The 23,497-nt window shown below is 64.6% G+C and carries 26 protein-coding genes, 1 tRNA gene and 1 pseudogene; 12 read left to right on the top strand and 16 right to left on the bottom strand.

Annotated features, from left to right (window positions below):
• Positions 1 to 59: 59 nt before the first annotated feature.
• Positions 60 to 1,937 carry a potassium transporter Kup gene (locus tag HGB41_RS18930; RefSeq protein WP_171087338.1) on the bottom strand — a complete coding sequence of 626 codons (1,878 nt, stop codon included), beginning with the start codon at positions 1,935 to 1,937 and terminating at the stop codon, positions 60 to 62.
• 166 nt (positions 1,938 to 2,103) lie between these two features.
• Between HGB41_RS18930 and rarD the strand changes: the two genes are divergently transcribed.
• The 3 genes from rarD to HGB41_RS18915 all read left to right on the top strand — a co-directional run bounded on the left by rarD (position 2,104) and on the right by HGB41_RS18915 (position 5,494).
• Positions 2,104 to 2,994, top strand: a complete 891-nt coding sequence (gene rarD / locus HGB41_RS18925) for an EamA family transporter RarD (protein WP_171087337.1) — start codon at positions 2,104 to 2,106, stop codon at positions 2,992 to 2,994.
• Positions 2,995 to 3,109: 115 nt separating this feature from the next.
• Entirely contained in the window at positions 3,110 to 4,777 is a 1,668-nt protein-coding gene (gene ettA, locus HGB41_RS18920; RefSeq protein WP_171087336.1) for an energy-dependent translational throttle protein EttA, read from the top strand.
• 183 nt (positions 4,778 to 4,960) lie between these two features.
• Entirely contained in the window at positions 4,961 to 5,494 is a 534-nt protein-coding gene (locus HGB41_RS18915; protein ID WP_171087334.1) for an REP-associated tyrosine transposase, read from the top strand.
• 284 nt (positions 5,495 to 5,778) lie between these two features.
• Here the strand turns inward: HGB41_RS18915 and HGB41_RS18910 are convergent, their stop codons facing one another.
• Positions 5,779 to 6,351 (bottom strand): outer membrane beta-barrel protein, encoded by a 573-nt coding sequence (locus tag HGB41_RS18910; RefSeq protein ID WP_171087332.1) that lies wholly within the window; start codon positions 6,349 to 6,351, stop codon positions 5,779 to 5,781.
• Positions 6,352 to 6,523: 172 nt separating this feature from the next.
• Complete coding sequence (locus tag HGB41_RS18905; protein ID WP_171087330.1) at positions 6,524 to 7,120, bottom strand: alpha-ketoglutarate-dependent dioxygenase AlkB family protein; 597 nt, start codon at positions 7,118 to 7,120, stop codon at positions 6,524 to 6,526.
• 59 nt (positions 7,121 to 7,179) lie between these two features.
• Here HGB41_RS18905 and HGB41_RS18900 point away from each other — a divergent pair.
• Positions 7,180 to 7,338 (top strand): annotated as a pseudogene (locus HGB41_RS18900) (molybdopterin-dependent oxidoreductase); the annotation flags it as partial.
• A gap of 39 nt (positions 7,339 to 7,377) precedes the next feature.
• Here the strand turns inward: HGB41_RS18900 and HGB41_RS18895 are convergent.
• From HGB41_RS18895 to HGB41_RS18865, 7 genes are all read right to left on the bottom strand, one after another.
• The gene (locus HGB41_RS18895; RefSeq protein ID WP_171087328.1) at positions 7,378 to 7,740 is read right to left on the bottom strand and encodes a hypothetical protein; all 363 of its coding nucleotides are present in this window, start codon (positions 7,738 to 7,740) and stop codon (positions 7,378 to 7,380) included.
• 138 nt (positions 7,741 to 7,878) lie between these two features.
• Positions 7,879 to 8,256 carry an MAPEG family protein gene (locus HGB41_RS18890; protein WP_171087326.1) on the bottom strand — a complete coding sequence of 126 codons (378 nt, stop codon included), beginning with the start codon at positions 8,254 to 8,256 and terminating at the stop codon, positions 7,879 to 7,881.
• Positions 8,257 to 8,370: 114 nt separating this feature from the next.
• Positions 8,371 to 9,198, bottom strand: a complete 828-nt coding sequence (locus HGB41_RS18885) for a Rossmann-like and DUF2520 domain-containing protein (protein WP_171087324.1) — start codon at positions 9,196 to 9,198, stop codon at positions 8,371 to 8,373.
• A gap of 1 nt (position 9,199) precedes the next feature.
• Positions 9,200 to 9,778: a DUF924 family protein gene (locus HGB41_RS18880; protein WP_171087322.1), complete on the bottom strand. Its 579-nt coding sequence runs from the start codon at positions 9,776 to 9,778 to the stop codon at positions 9,200 to 9,202.
• A gap of 39 nt (positions 9,779 to 9,817) precedes the next feature.
• On the bottom strand, positions 9,818 to 10,564 hold the full coding sequence (locus tag HGB41_RS18875) for an MgtC/SapB family protein (RefSeq protein ID WP_171087320.1): 747 nt from the start codon (positions 10,562 to 10,564) through the stop codon (positions 9,818 to 9,820).
• Positions 10,565 to 10,579: 15 nt separating this feature from the next.
• Entirely contained in the window at positions 10,580 to 10,849 is a 270-nt protein-coding gene (locus HGB41_RS18870) for a hypothetical protein (protein ID WP_171087318.1), read from the bottom strand.
• Positions 10,849 to 12,666 (bottom strand): aminopeptidase P family protein, encoded by a 1,818-nt coding sequence (locus HGB41_RS18865; RefSeq protein ID WP_171087316.1) that lies wholly within the window; start codon positions 12,664 to 12,666, stop codon positions 10,849 to 10,851. The genes HGB41_RS18870 and HGB41_RS18865 overlap by 1 nt, the downstream gene beginning before the upstream one ends.
• Before the next feature lie 168 nt (positions 12,667 to 12,834).
• Here HGB41_RS18865 and HGB41_RS18860 point away from each other — a divergent pair, with 168 nt between their 5' ends.
• On the top strand, positions 12,835 to 13,185 hold the full coding sequence (locus tag HGB41_RS18860; RefSeq protein WP_171087314.1) for an MmcQ/YjbR family DNA-binding protein: 351 nt from the start codon (positions 12,835 to 12,837) through the stop codon (positions 13,183 to 13,185).
• 92 nt (positions 13,186 to 13,277) lie between these two features.
• Entirely contained in the window at positions 13,278 to 13,901 is a 624-nt protein-coding gene (locus HGB41_RS18855) for a hypoxanthine-guanine phosphoribosyltransferase (RefSeq protein WP_171087312.1), read from the top strand.
• Positions 13,902 to 14,016: 115 nt separating this feature from the next.
• On the opposite strand, the gene HGB41_RS18850 is transcribed toward HGB41_RS18855, so the two are convergent.
• The 4 genes from HGB41_RS18850 to HGB41_RS18835 all read right to left on the bottom strand — a co-directional run bounded on the left by HGB41_RS18850 (position 14,017) and on the right by HGB41_RS18835 (position 16,719).
• Positions 14,017 to 14,973, bottom strand: coding sequence for an NAD(P)H-dependent flavin oxidoreductase (locus HGB41_RS18850; RefSeq protein WP_171087310.1), 957 nt, complete (start codon positions 14,971 to 14,973; stop codon positions 14,017 to 14,019).
• A 96-nt stretch (positions 14,974 to 15,069) separates the two neighbouring features.
• Positions 15,070 to 15,999, bottom strand: a complete 930-nt coding sequence (locus HGB41_RS18845) for an MBL fold metallo-hydrolase (RefSeq protein WP_371868550.1) — start codon at positions 15,997 to 15,999, stop codon at positions 15,070 to 15,072.
• Positions 15,996 to 16,190: a DUF1289 domain-containing protein gene (locus HGB41_RS18840; protein ID WP_171087308.1), complete on the bottom strand. Its 195-nt coding sequence runs from the start codon at positions 16,188 to 16,190 to the stop codon at positions 15,996 to 15,998. Before HGB41_RS18840 ends, HGB41_RS18845 begins: the two co-directional genes overlap by 4 nt.
• A gap of 58 nt (positions 16,191 to 16,248) precedes the next feature.
• Positions 16,249 to 16,719, bottom strand: coding sequence for a thioesterase family protein (locus tag HGB41_RS18835; RefSeq protein ID WP_171087307.1), 471 nt, complete (start codon positions 16,717 to 16,719; stop codon positions 16,249 to 16,251).
• A gap of 121 nt (positions 16,720 to 16,840) precedes the next feature.
• Between HGB41_RS18835 and HGB41_RS18830 the strand changes: the two genes are divergently transcribed.
• Entirely contained in the window at positions 16,841 to 17,887 is a 1,047-nt protein-coding gene (locus tag HGB41_RS18830) for an extracellular catalytic domain type 1 short-chain-length polyhydroxyalkanoate depolymerase (RefSeq protein ID WP_171087305.1), read from the top strand.
• Between the two features lie 13 nt (positions 17,888 to 17,900).
• Here the strand turns inward: HGB41_RS18830 and HGB41_RS18825 are convergent, their stop codons facing one another.
• Positions 17,901 to 18,089: a cysteine-rich CWC family protein gene (locus HGB41_RS18825; protein WP_171087303.1), complete on the bottom strand. Its 189-nt coding sequence runs from the start codon at positions 18,087 to 18,089 to the stop codon at positions 17,901 to 17,903.
• 138 nt (positions 18,090 to 18,227) lie between these two features.
• Here HGB41_RS18825 and argB point away from each other — a divergent pair, with 138 nt between their 5' ends.
• Together argB and HGB41_RS18815 are read left to right on the top strand one after the other, a co-directional pair.
• Positions 18,228 to 19,157 (top strand): acetylglutamate kinase, encoded by a 930-nt coding sequence (argB, locus tag HGB41_RS18820; RefSeq protein WP_171087301.1) that lies wholly within the window; start codon positions 18,228 to 18,230, stop codon positions 19,155 to 19,157.
• A 64-nt stretch (positions 19,158 to 19,221) separates the two neighbouring features.
• Positions 19,222 to 19,296: transfer RNA gene (locus tag HGB41_RS18815), tRNA-Thr, on the top strand.
• Positions 19,297 to 19,328: 32 nt separating this feature from the next.
• Here the strand turns inward: HGB41_RS18815 and HGB41_RS18810 are convergent.
• Positions 19,329 to 20,243, bottom strand: coding sequence for a TraB/GumN family protein (locus tag HGB41_RS18810; RefSeq protein WP_171087298.1), 915 nt, complete (start codon positions 20,241 to 20,243; stop codon positions 19,329 to 19,331).
• Between the two features lie 27 nt (positions 20,244 to 20,270).
• Between HGB41_RS18810 and HGB41_RS18805 the strand changes: the two genes are divergently transcribed.
• The 3 genes from HGB41_RS18805 to pabB are packed head-to-tail and all read left to right on the top strand — an operon-like array spanning position 20,271 to position 23,484.
• The gene (locus HGB41_RS18805) at positions 20,271 to 20,999 is read left to right on the top strand and encodes an HAD-IA family hydrolase (RefSeq protein WP_371868549.1); all 729 of its coding nucleotides are present in this window, start codon (positions 20,271 to 20,273) and stop codon (positions 20,997 to 20,999) included.
• A 26-nt stretch (positions 21,000 to 21,025) separates the two neighbouring features.
• Positions 21,026 to 21,604: a nucleoid occlusion factor SlmA gene (gene slmA / locus HGB41_RS18800; protein ID WP_171087296.1), complete on the top strand. Its 579-nt coding sequence runs from the start codon at positions 21,026 to 21,028 to the stop codon at positions 21,602 to 21,604.
• 20 nt (positions 21,605 to 21,624) lie between these two features.
• Positions 21,625 to 23,484, top strand: coding sequence for an aminodeoxychorismate synthase component I (pabB, locus tag HGB41_RS18795; RefSeq protein ID WP_171087295.1), 1,860 nt, complete (start codon positions 21,625 to 21,627; stop codon positions 23,482 to 23,484).
• The last annotated feature ends 13 nt before the right edge of the window (positions 23,485 to 23,497 follow it).

Raw genomic sequence — 23,497 nt, 5'->3', positions numbered from 1 at the left:
CGGCTTTTGTATTTTTTTGTAAAGGCGCCGTGCCGCCAGGCGAGTAGCGCCGTCGACCATCAGATCTCGACCTGGGTACCGAGCTCGATCACGCGGTTCGGCGGGATCTGGTAGTAGTCGGCCGCCGCGCGCGCGTTACGCGACATCATCACGTACAGGTGCTCGCGCCATGGCGCCATGCCCCCGCCCGGCGCCGAGATCACGGTCTGGCGCGCGATGAAGAACGAGGTCTCCATCATCTCGAATACCAGTCCCAGGCCGCTGCATCGGCGCAGGACGTAGGGAATGTCCGGTTCGTCCTTGAAGCCGTAACGCACATTGAGCTGGAAGCAGTTGTGGCCGAGTTCGACGATGTCCACCTGCTCGTCCACCGGCACCCACGGTTCCTCGATGATATGGACAGTGAGGAACACGACGCGTTCGTGCAGCACCTTGTTGTGCGACAGGTTGTGCAGCAGCGCATGCGGCACGCCATCGCTTTCGCCACGCAGGAACAGGGCCGTGCCCGGCACCCGCGCCGGCGGCGCCACGAACAGCGATTCCATGAAGGCTTCCAGCGGGATCGCGTGTTTTTCCAGGTTTTCGAATACCAGCTCGCGGCCGCGCTTCCAGGTCAGCATCAGGATGAGCAGCACGGTGCCGAGCAGCAGTGGGAACCAGCCGCCGTGGAACAGCTTGAGCGAGGTCGATGCGAACAGCAGGATGTCGATGATCAGGAAAAAACCGGTCGCGCCGAAGCAGACGATGAGCGGCAATTTCCAGCGGTAGCGCGTAACGAAGAAAGTCAGGATGGTGGTTGCCATCATGGTCGCGGTGACCGCGATGCCGTAGGCGCCGGCCAGTTCGTCCGACGAGCCGAAGCCGATAACGGCAATTAACACGATGGCCAGTTGCACCCAGTTTACGGCCGGAATATAAATTTGGCCAATCTCGCTTTCCGAGGTGTGGCGGATGCGCATGCGCGGCAGCAGGCCGAGTGCGATGGCCTGCTTGGTCATCGAATAAGTGCCTGAAATCGTTGCCTGCGAGGCGATGACTGCCGCCATGGTCGACAGGATCACCAGCGGGATCACGCTCCAGGAACCGAGCTGGTGGTAGAACGGGTTCTCGACAGCTTCCGGCTGCATGATCAGCAGGCCGCCTTGCCCAAGGTAGTTCAAAGCCAAGGCCGGAAACGCGACGATAAACCACGCCAGGCGGATCGGCTTGCGGCCGAAATGGCCCATGTCGGCATACAGCGCCTCGGCCCCGGTAATTGCCAGCACCACCGCACCGAGGGCGACGAAGGCCAGGAACTTGTTATCCAACATGAAGGTCATCGCGTAATAAGGATTGAGCGCGTTGAGGATGACCGGCGCCTCGATGATGTTGATGATGCCCATGATCGCCAGCGCAATGAACCAGACCACCATGATCGGCCCAAAGAAGCGGCCGATGCCGGCAGTGCCGTGACTCTGCACGCTATACAGGAGCACCAGCACTACCACCGCTAGCGGAACCACGTAATGCGACATCCCGGGCGCCGCCACCTCCAGGCCTTCGATCGCGCCGAGCACCGAGATCGCCGGCGTGATCACGCTGTCGCCATAGAACATGGTGGCGCCAATCACGCCGATCAGCAGCAGCGGGAAGTGCCAGCGCGAATGCCTGGTGACCGAATTGGTGGCCAGTGCCATCAAGGCCATGATCCCGCCTTCGCCGCGGTTGTCGGCGCGCAGCACCAGCGTGACGTACTTGAGCGAGACGATGACCGTCAGGCTCCAGAAGATCAGCGAAATGATGCCCAGCACGTTGGGAGTGGTGAGAGGCAGGCCGTGCTCCCGGTCGAAGATAGCCCGCAGGGTGTAAAGGGGACTGGTACCGATATCGCCATAGACGATGCCGACGGCAGCCAGCGTCAGCGCGGCGACGCTGCTTTTCTTGTTTTCAGAACTCAAGATTGCACCATTGGTGAGTGTTGGTGCGGCGCACCATAAAATATCGACAAGATAATTGCAAGAAGATTTCGTATCGCATCATACACTTCCGCAAAACAGGCCCGCGCCAGCGCGGATATTGCGTTAGGGGGATAATGCCAGCTCTGCAATCCGCCTCCTCCCTCTCATGCGTTCCGGTATCGTTTCCGCCGCCCTGGCCTTCCTTTGCTGGGGCCTGTTCCCTATTTATTTCCACGCCATCGGCGAGGTGCCGCCGATGCAGATCCTGGCGCACCGGGTGCTGTGGTCACTGGCTTTCCTCCTGATCGTGCTGGCGCTGCGGCGCCAATGGAAGTGGCTCGCCATCGTGCGCCAGCCGCGCGTGTTCTGGAGCTTCGCTGCCTCGGCCTTTTTGCTGTCTGCCAACTGGCTGGTGTATATCTGGGCAGTGAAGAACGGCCACGTCATCGAAGCCAGCCTCGGTTATTTCATCAACCCGCTGGTCAACATTACGCTAGGTTTCCTGCTGCTGAAAGAGCGCATGCGCCCGGCGCAGTGGGCGGCAATCGCCCTGGCCGCGCTGGGCGTGTGCTGGCTCACCTGGCAGTCGGGCACGGTGCCCTGGATTGCGCTGTTCCTGGCGGCCTCGTTCGGCGGCTATGGCCTGCTGCGCAAGACTGCGGCGCTGGGCGCGCTCGAAGGCCTGTCCTTCGAGACCATGGTGCTGTTCCCCTTTGCCGCCGGCTATATCGCCTGGCTGACGATGAACGGCGCGAATGCCTTCGTGAATGCGCCGCTTGATACCACCCGCCTGTTGCTGGTCGCGGCCGGCCCGATCACGGCGATCCCGCTGCTGCTGTTCGCCAGCGGCGCGCGCAAGATCCCGCTGTCGATCCTGGGCCTGCTGCAATACCTGTCTCCGACCATCCAGTTCGTGCTCGGCGTGTGGCTGTTCCACGAAGCCTTCAGCAGCGACCGGCTGGTGGGATTCGTCATGATCTGGGCTGCGCTGGCCCTGTATGCGGGCGAAGGCCTGCTGCGCAGCCGCTCGGCAAAGAAAGAATCGGTCGAAACCTGACACCCTGCCCCGGCCCGGGATTTTTCGGCGCGGCTCCTTGCGCGCGCCAAGAAATCCTGTGTCGGGCGCGGGTTCTGTCGTATCCTGTGCACCTTAAACAACACCAGAGCAAAGCATGGCCAATTACGTCTATACCATGAACCGCGTGGGCAAAATCGTCCCGCCAAAACGTCAAATCCTGAAAGACATTTCACTGTCCTTCTTCCCGGGCGCCAAGATCGGCGTGCTGGGCCTGAACGGCTCGGGCAAGTCGACCCTGCTGAAGATCATGGCCGGCATCGACACCGACATCCAGGGCGAAGCACGCCCGATGCCGGGCCTGAACATCGGCTACCTGCCGCAGGAACCGCAGCTCGATCCGGAAAAAACCGTGCGCCAGGAAGTCGAATCGGGCCTCGGCGAAGCCTTCGAAGCGCAGGCCAAGCTGGAAGCCGTGTACGCCGCCTATGCCGAGGAAGACGCCGACTTCGACGCCCTCGCCAAGGAGCAGGAGCGCCTGGAATCGATCATCTCCGCAGCCGATGGCGGCAACCTGAACCTGCAAATGGAAATGGCCGCCGACGCGCTGCGCCTGCCGCCGTGGGACGCGAAGATCGGCGTGCTGTCGGGTGGCGAGAAGCGCCGCGTGGCGCTGTGCAAGCTGCTGCTGAGCAAGCCGGACATGCTGCTGCTGGACGAGCCGACCAACCACCTGGACGCCGAGTCGGTCGAGTGGCTGGAGCAATTCCTGCTGCGCTTCCCGGGCACCGTGGTCGGCATCACCCACGATCGCTACTTCCTCGACAATGCCGCCGAATGGATCCTGGAACTGGACCGCGGTTCGGGCATTCCATGGAAGGGCAATTACTCTTCCTGGCTGGACCAGAAGCAGGCTCGCCTGAAGCAGGAAGAATCGACCGAATCGGCACGCCAGAAGGCGCTGAAGACCGAACTTGAATGGTCGCGCCAGAACCCGAAGGCGCGCCAGGCCAAGTCGAAAGCCCGTCTGGCCCGCTTCAACGAACTGAGCGAATTCGAATACCAGAAGCGCAACGAGACCCAGGAGATCTTCATCCCCGTGGCCGAGCGCCTGGGCAATGAAGTCATCGAGTTCAAGAACGTCTCGAAAGCCTTTGGCGACCGCCTGCTGATCGACAACCTGTCGTTCACCGTGCCGCCCGGCGCGATCGTCGGCATCATCGGCCCGAACGGGGCTGGTAAGTCGACCCTGTTCAAGATGATCTCAGGCAAGGAGCAGCCGGACAGCGGAGAAGTCGCCATCGGCAAGACCGCCAGGATCTCGCTGGTCGACCAGCACCGCGACGAGCTGGCCAATAACAAAACCGTATTCGAGGACGTCACCGGCGGCGCCGACATGCTCAGCGTCGGCCGCTTCGAGATGCCGTCGCGCGCCTACCTGGGCCGTTTCAACTTCAAGGGCTCGGACCAGCAGAAGGTCGTCGGCAATTTGTCGGGTGGCGAACGCGGCCGCCTGCACCTGGCCAAGACCCTGCTGCAAGGCGGCAACGTCCTGCTGCTGGATGAACCGTCGAACGACCTGGACGTGGAAACCCTGCGCGCGCTGGAAGACGCCTTGCTCGAGTTCGCCGGCAGCGTGATGGTCATTTCCCACGATCGCTGGTTCCTGGACCGTATCGCGACCCACATCCTGGCCTTCGAAGGCAATTCGCAGGTCACCTTCTTCGACGGTAACTACCAGGAATACGAAGCCGACAAGAAGAAGCGACTGGGTGAAGAAGGCGCCAAGCCGAAGCGGATCCGCTACAAGCCGTTGACGACCTAAGTTGTTGTTCTTTAAATAAAAAGCCCGTTGTATGGGGCTTGTGAACGCCCGGCAACGCCGGGCGTTTGCTTTCCGGAATCGGAACGCGGTTCGTCCAAAGTCGTGTGTACTATCCTCGTTGTTGAGGCCATGTAGCGGCCTCGGATGCTGGTGGCTGCTGAGCAGCGCCGGTTGACGGAGCTCATGACTGATTACCGCGACAACCGCGTCCCGGGCGGGACCTTCTTTTTCACGGTGCGCTTGCTTCAACGCGGAAGCACACTGCTGACAGACCATATCTCCGCCTTCGGCGAAGCCATGCGCCTGGCGCGCGTGCGCAAGCCCTTCCACGTTGATGCCTGGGTGGTCTTGCCCGACCATGCCCATGCGATCTGGACCCTGCCTCCGGGCGACCACGACTGTTCAAGCCGCTGGCGCGCCGTCAAGATCGCGTTTTCCAAGGCGCTGCGCAAGTCCGCGGTGCCCGGCGCCGACGACGGCAGCATCTGGGAACGCCATTACCAGCACTACCGTGTCGGCGACGACGACGAATACGCGGCGCTGGTCGACCTGACCCACACCGATCCGGTCAAGCACGGCCATTGCAGCCACCCCGCGGACTGGCCCTGGTCATCGCTGCACCGCTTCGTCACCGCCGGCTATGCGATGCCGGTGCCGGACATGGTGATTCCGCCCTGGGTGCACCGGCCGCAGCCGCAGGGGTTTGCGCGGCTGTGATTGTGTCATTTTGAATAGCCACGAAATCGTAGGGTGGGCAGGTCCCCTGCCCGCGCGTTCAAATCACCTGTGCTCTGCACCGACTATTGCATTCACGTTGGCGCGTTCGAAACCCCGTTTTTGTGGTGACGGGAAAAATATTTCGACTACGCCAATGCTGGTTGAACGCGCGGACGTTCGTAACTCAGGCCATTGGCCTGAGTTACCCCGCCCACCCTACGAACACCGGAACTTCAAAAACAAAAAGGACCCCGCAGGGTCCTTTTTGCCATCACGAATCCAGCTTAGAAGCTGTACTTCGCGCCGATGGTGAAGACGTCGGCCTTGGCGCCGAAATCCTTGCTCTTGCCGTAGCGTTCATACTCGGCGATCAGCGCCACGTTCTGGTTCAGGTTGTACTGCGCGCCGAGCGCACCGTAGGCTTCGGTCTTGCTGTGGTCGCGGTTCTGCGAGGAGTTGATGGCTACCAGCTCGCTCTTGTTGCGTGCCGCACCCAGCTTGCCGTACACCGAGAACTGCTCGTTCACCGGCATGGTTGCCTTGGCGGCCAGGTAGATCGACTCGCCCTTGGTCTCACCGCGCTGGTTCACGCCATTGGCGGTGTAGTTGACGCCCGATTTGCGGAAGTCGGTATAGCCGGCTTCGACGCCCCAGGTCTGGTTGAACTCGTAGCCGCCGAACAGCTTGCCGGAAGCCTTGTAGCCGTCGGTATCGACATTCGACGCACCGGAAATGCGGTAGTCGTGATCAGCGCTGGCCACGCCGACGCCGACATAGGCACGGGGAGCGGTTTGCTGGGCTTGGGCAGCCGACATGGCGGCAACAGAGGCGATCAGTGCAACGATAAGCTTTTTCATGCGCAATCCTTTTCTCGACTGGTTCGCGATTCCGAATGAATCGCGATGTGGTCAAGATAGCACCGGCACTTGATTTTTAAAGCCCCAAAACCCGTAAGAACTGTAAGAAAATGTAAGTTACTGACTCAAGAGTTAGGTATTTTCCAGATAGATACTGAAAATAGCGTGATGTTTACTCGATGTTACGAAAAGTTAGGTTAACCCGCGCACCGACTGGCCTAGCCGTTTTGTTGATCCCGTGCATCCAGTTGGCTTGCATCGCCCCGCCCATGAACAGCAGGCTGCCATCCGTCAGCGGCAGTTTCAGGGTCTCTTTCGTCGCCTTGTGACGCAGGCTAAACGTCCGGGTGGCGCCAAAACTGACCGAGGCAATTGCGGGCGCCGGGCCCAGTTCGGGCTCGTCGTCGCTATGCATGCCCATACTGTCGCGTCCATCCCGGTAATAGTTCAGCAAGACACTGTTATAAGGACGGCCCGTGGCGTTTTCCGCTGCAAGGCGAATCGTGTCGAGCAGCGGCGTGAACGGCAGCGGTGCCAGGCTCAGCCCGGAATAACGGTAGGCCTTGTCGCCATGCCAGGCGCTCAGGCGCGGTTGCAGGTGGCGCTTGCCGTACACGACGACAGTTTCTTCGCGCCAGGCCGTCTCCGCAATCAGGCGGGCCAGCACCACCTCGTTCGGCCAGGGCAAGGGCAATTGCGCGAGCCAGCCCAGTTCGCCATCGCGGAGCGGGATCGGCGTCAGGGCTGTGTCTGGGGCAAATAAATCCATTGTGCAGTCTCGTGGCCAGGATGTTGGCTTCCGGTCACCGCGGCATTTTCTCATGGAAGGCGACCCACCTCGACGGCAAGCCGATGGCACTCAGGGGACTGGGGCCCTTGTGGGCAGTCTACGACGCGGACCGCGTGCCGGAGATGGCGGCGCGGCCGGTCAATGAACGCTTCGGCGCCTGCCCTTGGGCGCTGTACCACATCGAGGTACAGGCCTAAAGCAGTGGAAAGCCCGGACAAACGGGCCGGGCTGGGAAATCAGGCGTAGGCTTCGGCCAGGCTCATCACGCGTGGGGTCACGGTGACGCCGACATTGCCGAACAGTGCTTCGATGGCAGCCAGGTTGGCCGCGCACTCGTCGGCTTTCCAGCCATTGAACAGGTCAGTGCCGTCCTTCTGGAAGTGCAGGTCCAGCACTTTGCCCTTGTCCTTGTGAACATAGCTCTGCTGGTGGGTATTTTTGAAGCCAAGTTCGGCCAGGCCAGTCAGCACGGTCTGCGGCGGATTCGCCGGATCGGTCGCCAGGAAGACGCCAAAGGTCTTGCCTGGCGGCTTGGCGGCCACGTCGACTTCATAGATGCCCGGTGCCTTGGTGACGCTGGTGCTCTTCAGGAACAGCATGTTTTTTCCTTCTCCTGTTGCCGCGCGCTGCGGCGCGAGCATGGGTTCGCAGGCGTGGCGGGCGGATCGGTTGTGTACAACGTCCTAGCTTATTGCCACGCGGGAACTTTGTCGATCACTCTCTGTACTTTTTTCGCTTTAACGCAGCAATAGACCCCAAACAGTGCCGCCAATTAACAACGCACAGGCCAGCATGCCGGTAATGAAGCCTGTTTCGCGCTGCGCCGGGTCGCGGTAATAGCCGAGCGCATACCCGATGCGTCCGAGGCACCAGAGCAGGCCGCCCGCGGCCGCCCACAGGTCGCCTAGGTAGAAAGCGCACATCCACAGCGGCACCAGCAGCAGGGGCAATTGTTCGAGCGTGTTGGCCTGCACCCGCTGGCAACGCTGGAACTCCAGCGGGCCGTCCATCGAGGGCGCCGGGATGTCGTGCCGAATGCGGGCGCGGCCGGCGTTTACGCCGGTCCAGAAATAGACGCCGAGTGCGGCCAGCGTGGCCCAGGCGGTGAAGAACATGGGGGAACTCCTGTGGAAAATCTGTGGAAAAGGCCTGTACAAGCCATGTAAAAGCCCCGTAAAAGGCGTGGAAAAGACATGGGAAAAGCTGTGGAAAAGCTGCTCACTTGAGGCTCACCCGCCGCGTTTTCTCCGCGCCAGGTCTGCCGTCGGTGCCAACAACGCCTCATACAATCGGCCAGTGGCCTCGTCCCAATGGCTGACCGCCTCCTGCTGGCGGGCGACGGTGGCCAGGTCGCCGCGCGCCACCGGGCCGCTGAGCGCAGCCTCGGGACCGATGCGGAACACGTTGGCGACGGTTTCCAGCGCCAGTGGCCGCGCCAGCTCGCGGGCGACCGCTTCCGGCACCCCCGCAGCCTGGTAAGCGCGCAGGGCGGCGTCGAGCACCGTCACCAGGTAATTCGACGCAAACACAGCCGCCGCGTGATACACGGTTTTCGCAGCCGGATCGATGTGCACCAGCCGCGCGCCGATCGCTTCGAACGCCGGTTCCAGCAGCGCCAGCGCCGCGGCATCGCCTTCGATGCCGCAGAAGGTGCCGGCAAAAGCCGCCGCCACTGCATCCGGATCGGCGAAACTGCGCACCGGATGCACGCTGGCGGCCAGCGCGCCGGCATCACTTGCGGCCTGCAGTTCGCCCGAGGCTTTGGCGCCGCTGCAGTGGAACACGACGGCGCCCGCCAGCGGCTGCGCTGCGGCCAGGGCCGCGCAGCTCGGGGCGATCGCGTCGTCGCCGACCGCCAGCATCCATACCTGGGCCGGGCGCATCGCCGCGACCTCGCTGCACGCCCGCCCGGCGCCGATGAAGGCCACCGCCTCCCGCGCGCTGCCGGCAGAGCGGGTCAGGACGTCCTGCACGGTGAATGCGCCGCTCGCGGCGAACAGGCGGCCCAGCACGCGGCCGACGTGGCCGGCGCCGACCAGGTTCAGCGTGGGCGCCACGTCAGAAGCTGGAGCCGGGCAGCTGCAGGAAGGCCAGTTCTTCCGGGTTGGAAGCGCGGCCCAGGATGAGATTCCGGTGCGGGAAGCGGCCGAAGCGGGCGATCACGCCGCGGTGGCGCAGCGCGTAGTCGAGTACCTCGATGAAGCCTTCGTTCTGTTGCGACAGTTCGGTGAGCAGGCTGACCGACTGCTCCTGCATGCGCGCGTCCTCGGCATGCTCGAAAGGCAGGTAGGCGAACATCCGCTCGACTGGCGACAGGGTCTTGTCGGCGCCAGAGTCGACCAGCTGGCGCGCGGCCGCGAGGGCCAGGCTGTCGCCGCCGAACGATTCCGGCTTGCCCCGGTAGGCATTGCGGGTGAACTGGTCGAGCACCAAGATGCGCGCGAACGTGCCGCGCGGTCCCAGTTCGTCCCATTCGCGCAGCCCGCCCGCAACCGCCTGGTTGATCACCACGCCGAAGCGCTCGCGCAACGCGGCGTCGAATGCCTCGTCCTTGCGGAACCATTCGGCGCGCTGCTTGCCATGTCCTTCGCTGCCTTCAGGCAGGAACCAAAAATCGAGAACGTCTTGTGCTTGCATGGTGAAACCCTGTGTCCTGGATGTGTAGTTTTACTTATTTTAATTGCGTGCGTGCGACAGCTGGAAGGCTTCCAGGCCCTCGAACGCTGCGAGCTGGTCGGCCAGCTCGGACAGCGGCGCGCCGCTCTTGCGCGACAGCGCCAGCGCCACGAAGCGCCATTCCTGGCGTCCCTTCTCGCTGCTGATCGTCAGCGAACTGCCGGCGATCTCGTAGCCGCGTTCGAGGGCGGCCTTGCGCAATACGTCTTCGCGCGGCATTACGTGCGGCTTGAAGCGCATGCGCACCGCCACCGCGTGGCGCGCCGGCAGCAGGGTTTCCAGGCGGTTCAGGTAGATCATGATCATGGCCGAGAAGAAGGCCAGGCCCATCGCCGCCAGGTAAAAGCCGACGCCGACCAGGATGCCGATCGCCGACGAGGCCCAGATCGAGGCGGCGGTGGTCAGGCCGCTGATGTTGAAGCCTTCGCGCATGATGACGCCCGCGCCAAGGAAGCCGATGCCGGTCACGATGCCCTGGATGATGCGGGTCGGGTCGACTGGCGCCAGCAGGCCCGCATGGCCGCCGCCGTACCAGAAGTCCGGGTAGCCGGCGAGGATGGTCAGCGCAGCGGACGCCATGCACACCAGGCCGTAGGTGCGCATGCCGGCCGCGCGGCCATGGTAGGCGCGCTCGTAGCCGACCAGCAGGCCAAGCGCCAGCGCGCCGGCCAGGTGCAGCAGGATCAGCCCGTTGGTGTAGAGCTCGGGCGCCGACCAATAGGTGGCCAGCAGGTCAGGACGCTGCATGCTGGTTAATCGCTTTCACTGTGAATCAGGCTTCTTGCGCACCAGCTGCTTTTCGAATTTCTCGTCATTCTTGCTGATGCGGCGGACTTCCTGCGGGCCGAGGCCATTGACGAAGGCGACGAAATCGTCCAGCTCGAGCGGGGCATTCAATGCCGGCGCGCCGGGCGCCTCGGACAAGAAGAACATTCCGTCGGCGGTGCGCGCCATCGAGTAGCTGGTGTTGCCGGTGCGGCGCTTGAGGCGGTCGACGGCCGCACTGGCGCGGGTGGAGCGGGCGCTGGCCACTAGAATACCTCCGTGCGCAGCAGCAGCCAGTCGCGCGCAGCGCCGCTCACATGCCGTTCGAGGCGGGCACGCACGGTGGCGTGGTAGGCGTTGAGCCAGGCGATTTCGTCGTCGCGCAGGAGCGCGCGCTCGATCGGGCGGGTGTCGATCGGGCACAGGGTCAGGGTCTCGAAGGCCAGGTAGTCGCCGAACTCGGTGGTCTCCGCCAGCGTGTTGAACACCAGGTTCTCGATGCGGATGCCCCAGCGTCCAGGGCGGTAGATGCCCGGTTCGATCGAGGTGATCATGCCCGGCTCCATCGCGGTATGCGGGTCCGGCGGCACGGCGGGTGAAATCGTCTGCGGGCCTTCGTGCACGTTCAGGAAATAGCCGACCCCATGGCCGGTGCCGTGGCCGTAGTCGATGCCGGCGGCCCAGATCGGGGCGCGCGCGATCGCATCGAGCAGCGGGGCGCGGGTGCCGCGCGGGAAGCGCGTGGCGGACAGGTTGATCAGGCCCTTGAGCACCAGGGTGTAGTCGCGCTTTTGCGCATCCGATGGCGAGCCGACCGGGATCACGCGCGTGATGTCGGTGGTGCCGCCCAGGTACTGGCCGCCCGAGTCGACCAGCAGCAGTCCGTCGCCCTCGATGACGGCGCAGGTGTCGATGGCCGCGCGGTAGTGCATGATCGCGCCGTTGGCATTGAAGCCGGCGATGGTCGAGAAGCTCGGACTGACGAAATTCGGGCGGCGCGCACGCGCAGCCGTGATGTGGGTATCGATCGCCACCTCGTCGATCGGCGCACGTCCTGAATCCGCCAGCTGCGGCTCGAGCCAGGAGAAGAATTCGCACAGCGCCGCGCCATCCTGCTCCATCGCGGCGCGCACGTTGACGGCTTCAGCTTCCTGCTTGCGCGACTTGGCGAAGGTGGTCGGGTTGATCGCTTCGACCACGTTCACGCCTTGCGCCACTGCGGCGCGCATGCCGGCGGTGACGCGGCGCGGGTCGAGCAGCAGCGTGGCGCCATCCGGCAACGCAGACAGGGCGGCGACGGCATTCGCATACGGCGCCAGGTGCACGCCATCGGCTTCGAGGCGCGCACGCACATCCTGCGGCACCTTGTTCTCGCCGACGAACAGGGTCGCGTCCGCGCGGCCAACCAGGGCGTGGGCCAGGAACACCGGGTTGAAGCTGACGTCGGCCCCGCGCAGGTTGAACAAATACGCGATGTCGTCGAGCGTGGAGATGAAGTGGAAACCGGCGCCGAGGTGCTCCATCGCGGCGCGGGTAGCTGCCAGCTTGTCGGCGCGGCTGGTGGTCGCATACGGCGACAGGTGTTCGAATACGGCGTCGGTCGGCAGCGCCGGGCGGTCAGGCCACACTTCGTCGAGCAGGTCGACGTCGGTACGCAGCTTGATGCCGCGCGCTTTCAACGCGTCGCCGAGCAGGCGGGCGCTGGCCAGTCCCAGCACGCGCGCGTCGACCGCCACGGTCTGGCCGGGCGCCAGGTTGGCCGCCAGCCAGTCGACGTGCATCTGGCTCGCCGCGCCGGGGATCTTCATCAGTGCGATCTCGCTGCCGGCCAGTTCAGTCTCGGCCTGGGTCCAGTAGCGGCCATCGGTCCAGACGCCGGCAAAACCGGCGGTGGCGATGAAGGTGCCGACCGAGCCGGTGAAACCGGAGATCCATTCGCGCCCTTTCCAGTGGCCGGGCAGGTATTCCGACAGGTGCGGGTCGCTCGAGGGCAGGACATAGGCGTCGATGCCGGCGCGCGCCATGGCGCCACGCAGCTGGACCAGGCGATTACTTCGGTCACGCTCGAATTCGGGGGTCGACATAGCTCGGGATTCGTTGTTTTCCAAGCCACGTATGATACGCCCCAATGCGGCGACGTGGCGCATCGCATTATTGCGCTATGGCATCAATCGACTTGTGAGGCGATACAATACGTGTAAGGACAACCAACTATCCCGGCGCCATGCACGCCGGGCACAGGAGAGAGAGACATGGATTTCGACGCCGCCAAGGCCTTGTGCCGCGGCTTCCCCGGCTGCACCGAGGACACCAAATGGGACCACGACACGGTCTTTTCGGTCGGTAGCAAGATGTTCGCCGTGACCAACAAGGATGGGCCCTCGACCGGCTTCAGCCTGAAGGCGGACGATGAACGCTTCCTCGAGCTGACCGACCGTCCCGGCATCATCCCCGCACCCTACCTGGCGCGCGCCAAATGGGTATTCGTCACGCCCGAAGCCCAGCTCGGCGATGCGGAATTCGCCGACCTGCTGCGCCGCTCCTACGAGCTGGTCTTCGCCAAGCTCACCCGCAAGCTGCAGCGCGAAATTACCGGTGGCTGATTTGCTGGCGGCTGATTCCAACAGGAACGCGGCCACGCCCCTGGATAGCGCATAATCCGCCTGACTCTTTAGACATGAACAATCGAACGACCATGCAAGATTTCCATCATGACCGCGCCCGCGCGCTGCTCGCCAACGCAACCCAGATCGTCACGCCCGACGAAGTCCAGGACGCAGTGGCACGCGTTGCCGGCGAGCTGAATGCACGCTTCGGCAATCCCGACGACAAAACCTTCCCGCTGGTGCTCGGCGTGATGGGCGGCGCCGTCGTCTTCACCGGCAACCTGCTGCCGCAACTCGACTTCCCGCTCGAATTCGACTACATCCACGTCAGCCGCTATGGCGACGATGACCGTGGCGGCGAGGTGGTCTGGAAAGTCATCCCGCGCCAGAACGTGGCGGGACGCACCATCGTCGTCCTCGACGACATCCTCGACGAAGGCGAGACCCTCGCCCACGTGAAGCAGCGCCTGCTCGACATGGGCGCGGCCGAAGTCGTCATCGTGGTGTTCGCCGACAAGGACCTCAAGCGCGCCAAGCCGATCAAGGCCGACCTGATCGGCCTGACGATCCCGAATGAATTCGTGGTCGGCTTCGGCATGGACGTCTATAACTACTGGCGCAACCTGCCGGGCCTGTGGTCGATCAGCCAGGAAGACCTGAGCGCGGTCGAGCCGGAGCCGCCGTTCCCGACGCCAGACGCGAAGCGCCTGTAATTCGTAGGGTGGGCGGGTATCCCGCCCGCGCGGTGATAGTTTCGGTCTGAACAGCCCCACGGGCAGCAGTACCGTGATTTGAACGCGCGGGCGGCGAAGCCGCCCACCCTACGTATTAACGCAAGGCAAGGCGACTACGCGCGGCTTCGTATTCCGCTTTCAGCCGCTCGACCATCTCGGCCACGGTCGGCACGTCTTCCATCATGCCCACGCCCTGGCCCGCGCCCCAGATATCGCGCCAGGCCTTGGCGCTGGCGGAACCAAAACTCATCTTGCTCTTGTCCGATTCCGGCAGGTTGTCCGGATCGAGCCCGGCCGCGACGATCGACTTCTTCAGGTAGTTGCCGTGCACGCCGGTGAACAGGTTGGTGTAGACCACGTCGGCCGCGCTCGATTCGACGATCGCATTGCGGTATTCCTCGCTGACATTCGATTCGCGCGTGGCCAGCCAGCGCGAGCCGATATACGCGAAGTCCGCGCCCATCGCCTGCGCCGCCAGGATCGCGTCGCCAGTGGCGATCGAGCCGGACAGCGCCAGCGGGCCCTTGAAGAACTTGCGCACCTCGCCCACCAGTGCGAATGGCGACAACGCGCCCGCATGGCCGCCGGCGCCCGCCGCCACCAGGATCAAGCCGTCCACCCCTGCTTCCAGCGCCTTTTCCGCATGGCGGATCGACACCACGTCGTGCATCACGATGCCGCCATAGGCGTGCACCGCATCGAGCATTTCCTTGGGCGGCGCGCGCAGCGACGAGATGATGATCGGCACCTGGTGCTTCACGCAGACTTCGACGTCATGCGCCAGCCGGTCATTCGACTGGTGCACGATCTGGTTGACCGCAATCGGGCCGACCCGGGCGCCAGGATTGGCGTCCTGGTACTCACGAAGCTCGCGCTGCAGGTCCGTCAGCCAGGTGTCGAGCAGCTCGGCCGGGCGCGCGTTCAGCGCCGGGAAGGAGCCCACGATGCCGGCCTTGCACTGGGCCGCCACCAGCGCGGGTCCGCTGGCGATGAACATCGGCGACGCGATGACGGGAAGGGACAGGTGTTGCAGCACGGGTGGCAGCGTCATGAAGGCTCTCTCGCTTGTCAGGTTGAATTCGGTTGAAGGACAGGGGCTCCGGGCATTATGCAATGAAAAAAGAACGATCGTGCTAGATTCTCGCCTCTAAACGTCGGCGTCGATCAGCCGCCCGCCTTCGATGCGGGCGGCGCCGGCCCGCAGCAGCGCGGCACTGGCCCAGGCTGCCAGCTCATCCGCGTCCCGCCCCAGCAGCCGGGTGCGCACGCGCTCGATGAGCGGGATCGACCGGAGCAACCCGGGCAGCGCATCCAGCCCCAGTTCACGCCGCTCCAGCAGCAGGAATTTCAACAAGACCTTGACCGCGTTTTCGGCGTTGCGCACCGGGTCGCTGCTCAGGTAATCCAGGCGCGAACGCGCTCGCGCCAAGGCCCCGGCAACATCTCCGAACACCGCGCCATGGCCGGGAATCACCACGCGCGCATCCAGGGTGGCGATCAGGTCGAGCGTCGCGCCCACCTCGTCGAAGGCCGGTTCGCCCGCCAGTTCCGGAAAGACCACGCCAAAACCGTTTTCCCACAGCGCGTCGCCCGAGATAAGCATGCCCTCTTCTGCGCAAAAGAACAGCAATGCATGCGGATCGTGTCCGGGCGCCGCCAGTACTGTCCAGCGCAGGTCGCCCAGCTCGACGATGTCGCCGGGCGCAAGGGTGGTATCGAAACTGAAGCGGGCGCATTGCTGGCCGGTGGCGCGGTAGCTCAGCGCATCTTCATCCCAGGCGGCGACCCTGGGCGCCTCGAGCGCGGGAATGGCGGTGCGGCAGCCATAGGCCGCCTGCAGCAGGGCGTTGCCGCCGCAATGGTCGGAATGCAGGTGGGTATTGAGCAGGCGCTCGAGCGGACGCTCGCCGAGGGCATGGCGCACCAGCGCCAGGGTCTGCCCGGCGTGGGTCACATAGCCGCTGTCGACCAGCGCCGTGTCCTCGCGCCCGGTGAACAGGATGCTATTGGACGAGAGCCAGCCGCGCTCGAGCACGCGGACCGAGGCGGGCAGGTTCAGGTCCGGCCGCACCCTCAGCCCCAGTCGATCTCGGCTTCGCGGCGGCGGATCTCAAGCCACACCGCGCGCTTGTAGTCGTCGCCGGCCGTGCCCCAGGCGACGATCTCGTCGATCGTGCGCAGGCATCCCTTGCACAGGCCGGTGTCGGGCGCCATCTGGCACAGGTCGATGCAGGGCGAGGGAACGGGGGTTTGCAGTTCTGGGTTCATTGACATGGTGGTCGGGCAACAGGACACCCGCCATTATCGCCTGTTCCAGGGAAAGCGCTTATCGTTCCTCAGGGAAAGGCAATTCGGGCGAAACAGGCAGCTGCGCACGCCATTCTGTTGTTTTGCGCGCCATTTTTTCTTCGAAGCGCGCCGGATCGATCAGGCAACGTTCGTGTATGCCTTCGCACACTTTCTCAACTTCATCCCAGGCTTCGACCCGGAAGCGCACCAGCCGCCCCTCCACCGCCAGCACCTCGCCGCGAATGGTGAGCGTCATGCCCGGTGGAGTCGGCGCCAGGTGCTGGAAGCTGACCATGGTCCCCAGGCTCTGTTCGCGCGGCCAATCCACATAGGGCAGCATCCCGCGCAGGCATGCAAGTTCCATCATGCCGACCAGGAAACCGGTGGCTAGCACATCGGGCATGTCGCGGCAAAACGGGGTATCGTGGTAAAGCCGGGGCACGGTAGCGCGCTCCGGCACCCTATAAGACCATTCGAAACGAAGGCCGGGCTGGAGTTGGGGAGACATGGGACAAGCTTACCGCATCGGCGCGATAGTCGGTCGAGTTGCCGGGGCGGAAAGGATACAGCTGCAAGGCTGCCGTAAGCATGCGGGCCGACATTGAGGCAAGCGCAAAACAGGAGAGCCAATGAAGCTGAACAACAAACTGCTGGCACAAGTACGTGCCGCCACCCGATCTTTCTGGGGCCGCGGCCCCGCCAATGCACAAAAAGCCATCCAGCGAACGCTGAAAAACGCCTCGGCCATGCAGAGTGCGGCGCAGCGCCAGATGCGCAGCGTCGGGGTCGGCCTGCCCCCGACGGCAACCGATCCCTTCGAAGCCGAATTCGGCGTCAACTTGCCAGGGAAATTTATCGCCGGCAGCCACACGACGCCTGCCGGCAGCCGCGACTACAAGCTGTATGTGCCGTCCAGCCATACCGGCAAGCCGGCCCCGCTGGTGGTGATGTTGCATGGCTGCACCCAAGATCCCGACGATTTCGCTACCGGCACCAAGATGAACGAGCTGGCCGAAGAAATGGCTTGCCTGGTGCTCTACCCGGCGCAAAGCAAGGCGGCCAACCCTTCGCGCTGCTGGAACTGGTTCAACGCGGTCGACCAGCTGCGCGACCAGGGCGAGCCCTCGATCATCGCCGGCATGACCCAAGCCGTCATGGCACTGCATCCGGTCGACCCGGACCAGGTCTATGTGGCGGGACTGTCGGCCGGCGGCGCGATGGCCACCATCATGGGCACGCTCTACCCGGACCTGTATGCCGCAGTGGGCGTGCATTCCGGACTGCCGTTTGCGTCTGCCAACGACCTGCCGTCGGCGATGGCGGCGATGAAAGGCGATTTCCTGCGCTCGCAAGCGCCCGGACGCCCGCTGCCGATCATCGTGTTCCACGGCGACCAGGACACGACCGTGCATCCGGCCAATGGCGACGAACTCATTGCCCAGGGCGCGCAGCACCTGAACGAGCAGCCGGCAGTGGAGCCGGGGCGCGTGCCGGATGGCCACGCCTATACGCGCACGCTGCACCGGCGCGACGACGGGGCAGTCCACGCCGAATACTGGCTGATCCACGGCGCCGGCCATGCCTGGTCCGGCGGCAATGCGCGCGGCAGCTATACCGACGGGCGCGGACCGGATGCCAGCCGTGAAATGCTGCGTTTCTTCCGCACCGTGCGCTGACGCAGCGCCCGCCTTAACGCGGGCGCTGCGTCAGCGCGGCTTCGAGCTGCGCGCGCAGGCAGGCCGGGCACCAGCAGCCGGCTGCTTCCTGCGGCAGGGGTACCGGCACGGCCTGCGGCAAGGCCGTGCACCAGCAGGGTTCGGGACTGCCTTCCTGCATCGCGCAATGGAATTCGGCGCCGCACAGGGTGCACTTACTCATGCGGGTTCCAGTGTTGATTAAAATACATGGTTCAATAGAGTGGCGCGGACGCCCATAAAATACAACAAGACGCCATATAATCAGCACAAGGCCTACCCTGTTGCCTTAAAATCTCGCGACATTTATTTTGGACCCTCCATGAACGCACCCCTGAGCAGCCTGAATTCCGACGACCAACCCAACGACCTGACCAAGGTGTCGCCGCAGATCAAGGCACAGATCCTGGCCGAGGCGCTCCCTTACATCCGTAATTTCCACGGCAAGACCATCGTCATCAAATACGGCGGCAACGCCATGACCGACGAGCGCCTCAAGCATGGTTTTGCACGCGACGTCATCCTGCTCAAGCTGGTGGGCATGAACCCGGTCGTGGTGCATGGCGGCGGTCCGCAAATCGATAATGCGCTGAAAAAGATCGGCAAGCAGGGCACCTTCGTGCAGGGCATGCGCATCACCGACGAAGAAACCATGGAAGTGGTCGAGTGGGTGCTGGGTGGCGAAGTGCAGCAGGACATCGTCATGCTGATCAACCACTACGGCGGCCAGGCGGTGGGCCTGACCGGCAAGGACGGCGGCCTGATCCGCGCACGCAAGATGGCCATGCCGGACCGCGACAAACCGGGCGAATTCCTCGACATCGGCTTCGTCGGCGAGATCGACGCGATCAACCCCGCCGTCGTGAAAGCGCTGCAAGACGACGCCTTCATCCCGATCATTTCGCCGATCGGCTTCGGCCAGGACGGCCAGGCCTACAACATCAATGCCGACGTCGTCGCCGGCAAGATCGCCGAGATCCTGAAAGCCGAAAAGCTGATCATGATGACCAATATCGCCGGCGTGCAGGACAAGGCGGGCAACCTGGTCACCGACCTGTCGGCGCGCGAGATCGACGAGATGTTTGCAGACGGGACGATTTCGGGCGGCATGCTGCCGAAAATCTCATCGGCACTCGATGCAGCGAAATCGGGCGTGAATACCGTGCACATCATCGACGGCCGCATCGAACACAGTTTATTGCTCGAGGTCTTGACCGAACAGGCATTTGGCACTATGATCCGGTCGCACTAAAACATTTGTGGCGGAACTCTCCGCCACAGATTGTAGCGGTGGGCATTGCCCACTGTGACTACCAGCCCTTTTAGCTCAGTGGTAGAGCACTCCCTTGGTAAGGGAGAGGCCACGTGTTCAATCCACGTAAAGGGCACCATTTCCCCCCCCCCCCCGCAGCACCCTCCCGCTTCAGTACACCCGCTCCACCTTCATGCCGCGTTGACGCAGCAGCTCGGGCACGCCACGCTTGCCGACCAGGTGCAGCAGGCCGACCGCCACCACCGCATTGTTTTCGCGCGCCAGCAGGGATGCCACCTTGTCGGCCATCGGGCCGTTGCGTTCCTCCAGCAGCACCTCGCGCATGAATTTGCCGCCCAGGGTGTCGTCGCGTTCGATCCGCAGCGCGATCGCATCCAGCGCCTTCTGGTCGGCACGCTCCCAGGCGGCGAACAGTTCGCGCGTCTCGCGCAATTGGCGGCCCGAAGCCATGGTGTCCAGCGTTTCTTCCAGCAGCTGCCACTGCGCTTCTTCAGGCAAGCGGTTGAGCAGCGCCAGCTGGTAGCCCATCGATTCGAGTTCGGCAATGCGGGTTTTGCTCCCCTTGCCTCCTTTGCCCGGCTTGTCGCTGCGCGCCAGCTGCGCCAGGTGGTGGTCGACGCCGAGGGCGGGGTCGTAGCCCAGCCGGACCGCGTCGTTCACCGCCAGCATGGTCGCCACCATCCAGGGTTTCAGCCGTGCGACGGCCACCGGGTCCATGCCCTGCTGTTTCAAGCCGGCCTCGATGCGCAGGCGGCGCGCGGCCGGCAGGCTGGCACGCCCCGGGCTGCCGGCCGGGTACATGCCGTACTGGCGGAATGCCGCCGCGTTGGCGGACGGGTCGCGCGTGGCGTCGACTTCGAGCGCCAGCGTGGGTGCGGCCGCCACCGCCTCGCGGATGCGCGGCTCGAGCGGGTAGTAATCGGCGCGGCCCGCGTGGATGGTGCCGTACAGGTGCAGCACGTTGCCATTTGCCGTGACCTTGAACAGCGCGCCGCGCTCGGCGCCCAAGGCCTGGCACGCCATCAGGAACAAGCTGAAGAAGACCACTATAATCGGACGTCGCATTCACCTTCTCCCGTCTGGTCCTAAATCGTGTCAAATCATACCCCTGGCTCCCCCGTCTGGCTGTTCGATCTGGACAATACCCTGCACGATGCCTCGCACGCGATCTTCCCCGCCATCAGCGCGAACATGAACACCTATATCGCGCGGGTGCTGGGCGACGGCGTCACGCCTGCCAGCCAGGAGATCGTGGACGCCGCGCGCCTGGGCTACTGGAAGCGCTACGGCGCCACCCTGCTCGGCATGATCCGCCACCACCAGGTGTGCGCGGCCGACTTCCTGCACGTCACCCACGACCTGGGCGCGCTGGAAAAGCTGGTGCGCTTCGAGAAAGGCCTCGCCACGCTGCTGCGCCGTCTCCCGGGCCGCAAGATCCTGCTGACCAACGCTCCCACGCGCTATTCGACGGACGTGATGCGCCACCTGGGCCTGGGCCGCCATTTCTCGCACCACGTCGCCATCGAGCACATGCACGTGCACCGCCAGTTGCGACCCAAGCCATCGAGCCTGATGCTGCGCCGCCTGCTGCGCAAGCACGGCGTGGCGGCGCGCCGCTGCATCCTGGTCGAAGACACGCTGGCCAACCTGAAAAGCGCCAGCCGCCTCGGGCTGCGCACGGTATGGGTCACGCAATACCTGCGCATGGCCGACCCGATCGGCAAGGCGCCGCTGCCGCGGACCCTGAAACGCCCCGGTTACGTCGATGTCAAAGTAAAATCCGTGCGGCAGCTGCCGGCGCGCCTGCACCGGTTGCGCTAAACAGATAACGAATAACTAGGGAAAACATGGCAAGCACCAAGCCTGGCCAGCGCAAGCTGCAAATCCTGCAAGCCCTGGCCTCGATGCTCGAGCAGCCCAAGGGCGAGAAGATCACGACCGCGGCGCTGGCGGCGCACCTGGCAGTGTCGGAGGCGGCGCTGTACCGCCATTTCGCCAGCAAGGCGCAGATGTACGAGGGCCTGATCGAGTTCATCGAGTCGAGCGTCTTTGGCCTGATCAACCAGATCGCCGAGCGCGAAGAAGACGGCGTGGCCCAGGCCCACGCCATCCTGCAGATGCTGCTGGCTTTTGCGGCGAATAACCCGGGCATGGTGCGGGTCTTGATTGGCGACGCCCTGGTCGGCGAGGACGAACGCCTGCAGCTGCGCATGAACGTCTTCTACGACAAGATCGAGCTGGCCTTCAAGGGTGCGCTGCGCATCGCCGTGACGCAAAACCATGGTTTGGAGGCCGACGTTGCGGCGCGCGCCAGCCTTTTGGTGAGCTATGTGACCGGGCGCTGGCACCGTTTTGCCAAGACCGGCTTCAAGCAGAACCCGGCGGAAGGCACGGCCCTGCAGCTGTCGCTGCTGCTGGCTGCTTGAGCGGGACCGCGCACGAGATCATGGAAACGCAGGAAGTCTTCGCACTGCTGGACGATGCCGGATCGCTCGGGGTGGCACGCTCGCGCCTGTACAGCCGCCACGCGGGCACGCTGTCCTGTGACGATGCGTCTGGGTGGCCCGGGCTGCTGCAGGCCATGCAGGAAGCGCTGGCGCGCGGCCTGTACGCGGTGCCGCTGCTGACCTACGAACTGGGCGCCCGGCTCCAGCAGCTGCCGGCGCATCCGCTGGAGCTGCCGCTGGCGCAGGTGCTGCTGTTCGAACGGTGCGAGCTGCTCGAGGCGGCGCAGGTCGAGGCCTGGATCGCCACCCGCGCCTCCATGCCTGACCCGGCCGGCGTGGCCGGCATCACCCCGAATGTCGACGAAACCACGTTCACCGAAGCGATCGGGCGCATCCGCGACTACATCGCCGCCGGCGACACCTACCAGGTCAACTACACCTACCGCCTGCGCTTCGAGGCCTTTGGCCCGCTGGTGGCCCTGTACGCGCGCCTGCGTGCGCGCCAGCGCGTGCCCTACGGCGCCCTGGTCACCCTGCCCGACGGCGGCGCGGTGCTGTCGTTCTCGCCCGAGCTGTTCGTGCGCCACGAGGCGGGCACCCTGCTGGCGCGCCCGATGAAAGGCACCGCCCCCGCAAGCGGCGACGATGCCGTCGACGACGAACGCGCACGCGCGCTGGCGCTGGACACCAAGAACCGCGCCGAGAACCTGATGATCGTCGACCTGCTGCGCAACGACCTGGGGCGGGTCGCGGTTACGGGCAGCGTGCAGGTGCCGGCGCTGTTCGACGTGCAGCGCTACGGCAGCGTGCTGCAGATGACGTCCACGGTGCAGGCGCGCCTGCGTCCGGATGCCACGTTGGAAGACATCTTCGCCGCGCTCTACCCTTGCGGCTCGATCACGGGCGCGCCCAAGCGCCGCACGATGGAGATCATCCACGAACTGGAACCGGCGCCGCGCGGCCTGTACACCGGTGCGATCGGCTGGTTCGATCCGGCGCCGCCCGGCGTGGCGATCGGTGACTTCTGCCTGTCGGTGCCAATCCGCACGCTGGTGCTGGGTGCACCGCAGGGCGGCACCCGCAGCGGCGAGCTGGGCGTGGGTGCCGGCATCGTGCACGACAGCGACGCGCAAGCCGAATACGCCGAATGCCAGCTCAAGGCCCGCTTCCTCACCGGCTTGAGCAACGAGTGCGAGATTTTCGAGACCATCCGCGCGAGCTGGGACGACGGTTGCCGCCACCTGGAGCAGCACCTGGCGCGCCTGGGGGGCTCCTGCCGCGCCTTCGGCCATCCGTTCGATGCAGACGCCGCGCGTGCCCTGCTGCTTGACGCCTGCCTGGCCCTGCCGCCTAGCCAGCTGCACCGCCTGCGCCTTGGCGTGGCGCCTTCGGGCGACTTGAGCGTGCAGGCGGCGCCGCTGCAGCCCCTGGGCGAGCCGGTGGCCGTGCTGCTGGCCGCTGAACCTACCCAGTCGGGCGACGTCTTCCTGCGCCACAAGACGAGCGTGCGCAACCGCTATGACGCGGCCTGGCGCGCGGCCGAGGCGCATGGCGCCTTCGATACCCTGTTCTTCAACGAGCGCGGCGAATTGACCGAGGGAGGTCGCAGCAATGTGTTCGTGCGTTTCGGCGCCGCGTGGTACACGCCGCCGGTATCGTGCGGCTTGCTGCCGGGCGTGATGCGCGACGTGCTGCTGCACGCGCCCGCATGGCATGCGAGCGAGCGCGTGATCACGCGCGCGATGCTGGAAGAAGCGGACGACCTGGTCGTCTGCAATGCGCTGCGCGGGCCGCTGCGCGCCGTCATCCTCGACCATGCAATGGACGCTGGGGCGGACAAGCCGCCGGACGGCGCCTAGCCGCCCGATTCAC

Source organism: Telluria aromaticivorans, from assembly GCF_013003915.1.
Classification (GTDB): Bacteria; Pseudomonadota; Gammaproteobacteria; order Burkholderiales; family Burkholderiaceae_D; genus Telluria; species Telluria aromaticivorans.
The sequence above is the reverse complement of the archived record's forward strand: the minus strand, read 5'-3'. Positions and strand labels throughout refer to the sequence as shown.

Coding starts and splice junctions, on each gene's coding strand:
- HGB41_RS18865 (WP_171087316.1), bottom strand. CDS start 12,666: ATGTCGACCCCCGAATTCGAGCGTGACCGAAGTAATCGCCTGGTCCAG.
- HGB41_RS18905 (WP_171087330.1), bottom strand. CDS start 7,120: ATGGATTTATTTGCCCCAGACACAGCCCTGACGCCGATCCCGCTCCGC.
- HGB41_RS18890 (WP_171087326.1), bottom strand. CDS start 8,256: ATGTTCTTCACCGCCTGGGCCACGCTGGCCGCACTCGGCGTCTATTTC.
- HGB41_RS18830 (WP_171087305.1), top strand. CDS start 16,841: ATGAAGCTGAACAACAAACTGCTGGCACAAGTACGTGCCGCCACCCGA.
- slmA (WP_171087296.1), top strand. CDS start 21,026: ATGGCAAGCACCAAGCCTGGCCAGCGCAAGCTGCAAATCCTGCAAGCC.
- HGB41_RS18915 (WP_171087334.1), top strand. CDS start 4,961: ATGACTGATTACCGCGACAACCGCGTCCCGGGCGGGACCTTCTTTTTC.
- HGB41_RS18855 (WP_171087312.1), top strand. CDS start 13,278: ATGCAAGATTTCCATCATGACCGCGCCCGCGCGCTGCTCGCCAACGCA.
- HGB41_RS18860 (WP_171087314.1), top strand. CDS start 12,835: ATGGATTTCGACGCCGCCAAGGCCTTGTGCCGCGGCTTCCCCGGCTGC.
- HGB41_RS18875 (WP_171087320.1), bottom strand. CDS start 10,564: ATGCAGCGTCCTGACCTGCTGGCCACCTATTGGTCGGCGCCCGAGCTC.
- rarD (WP_171087337.1), top strand. CDS start 2,104: ATGCGTTCCGGTATCGTTTCCGCCGCCCTGGCCTTCCTTTGCTGGGGC.
- HGB41_RS18880 (WP_171087322.1), bottom strand. CDS start 9,778: ATGCAAGCACAAGACGTTCTCGATTTTTGGTTCCTGCCTGAAGGCAGC.
- argB (WP_171087301.1), top strand. CDS start 18,228: ATGAACGCACCCCTGAGCAGCCTGAATTCCGACGACCAACCCAACGAC.
- HGB41_RS18895 (WP_171087328.1), bottom strand. CDS start 7,740: ATGCTGTTCCTGAAGAGCACCAGCGTCACCAAGGCACCGGGCATCTAT.
- ettA (WP_171087336.1), top strand. CDS start 3,110: ATGGCCAATTACGTCTATACCATGAACCGCGTGGGCAAAATCGTCCCG.
- HGB41_RS18810 (WP_171087298.1), bottom strand. CDS start 20,243: ATGCGACGTCCGATTATAGTGGTCTTCTTCAGCTTGTTCCTGATGGCG.
- HGB41_RS18850 (WP_171087310.1), bottom strand. CDS start 14,973: ATGACGCTGCCACCCGTGCTGCAACACCTGTCCCTTCCCGTCATCGCG.
- HGB41_RS18840 (WP_171087308.1), bottom strand. CDS start 16,190: ATGAACCCAGAACTGCAAACCCCCGTTCCCTCGCCCTGCATCGACCTG.
- pabB (WP_171087295.1), top strand. CDS start 21,625: ATGGAAACGCAGGAAGTCTTCGCACTGCTGGACGATGCCGGATCGCTC.
- HGB41_RS18825 (WP_171087303.1), bottom strand. CDS start 18,089: ATGAGTAAGTGCACCCTGTGCGGCGCCGAATTCCATTGCGCGATGCAG.
- HGB41_RS18910 (WP_171087332.1), bottom strand. CDS start 6,351: ATGAAAAAGCTTATCGTTGCACTGATCGCCTCTGTTGCCGCCATGTCG.
- HGB41_RS18835 (WP_171087307.1), bottom strand. CDS start 16,719: ATGTCTCCCCAACTCCAGCCCGGCCTTCGTTTCGAATGGTCTTATAGG.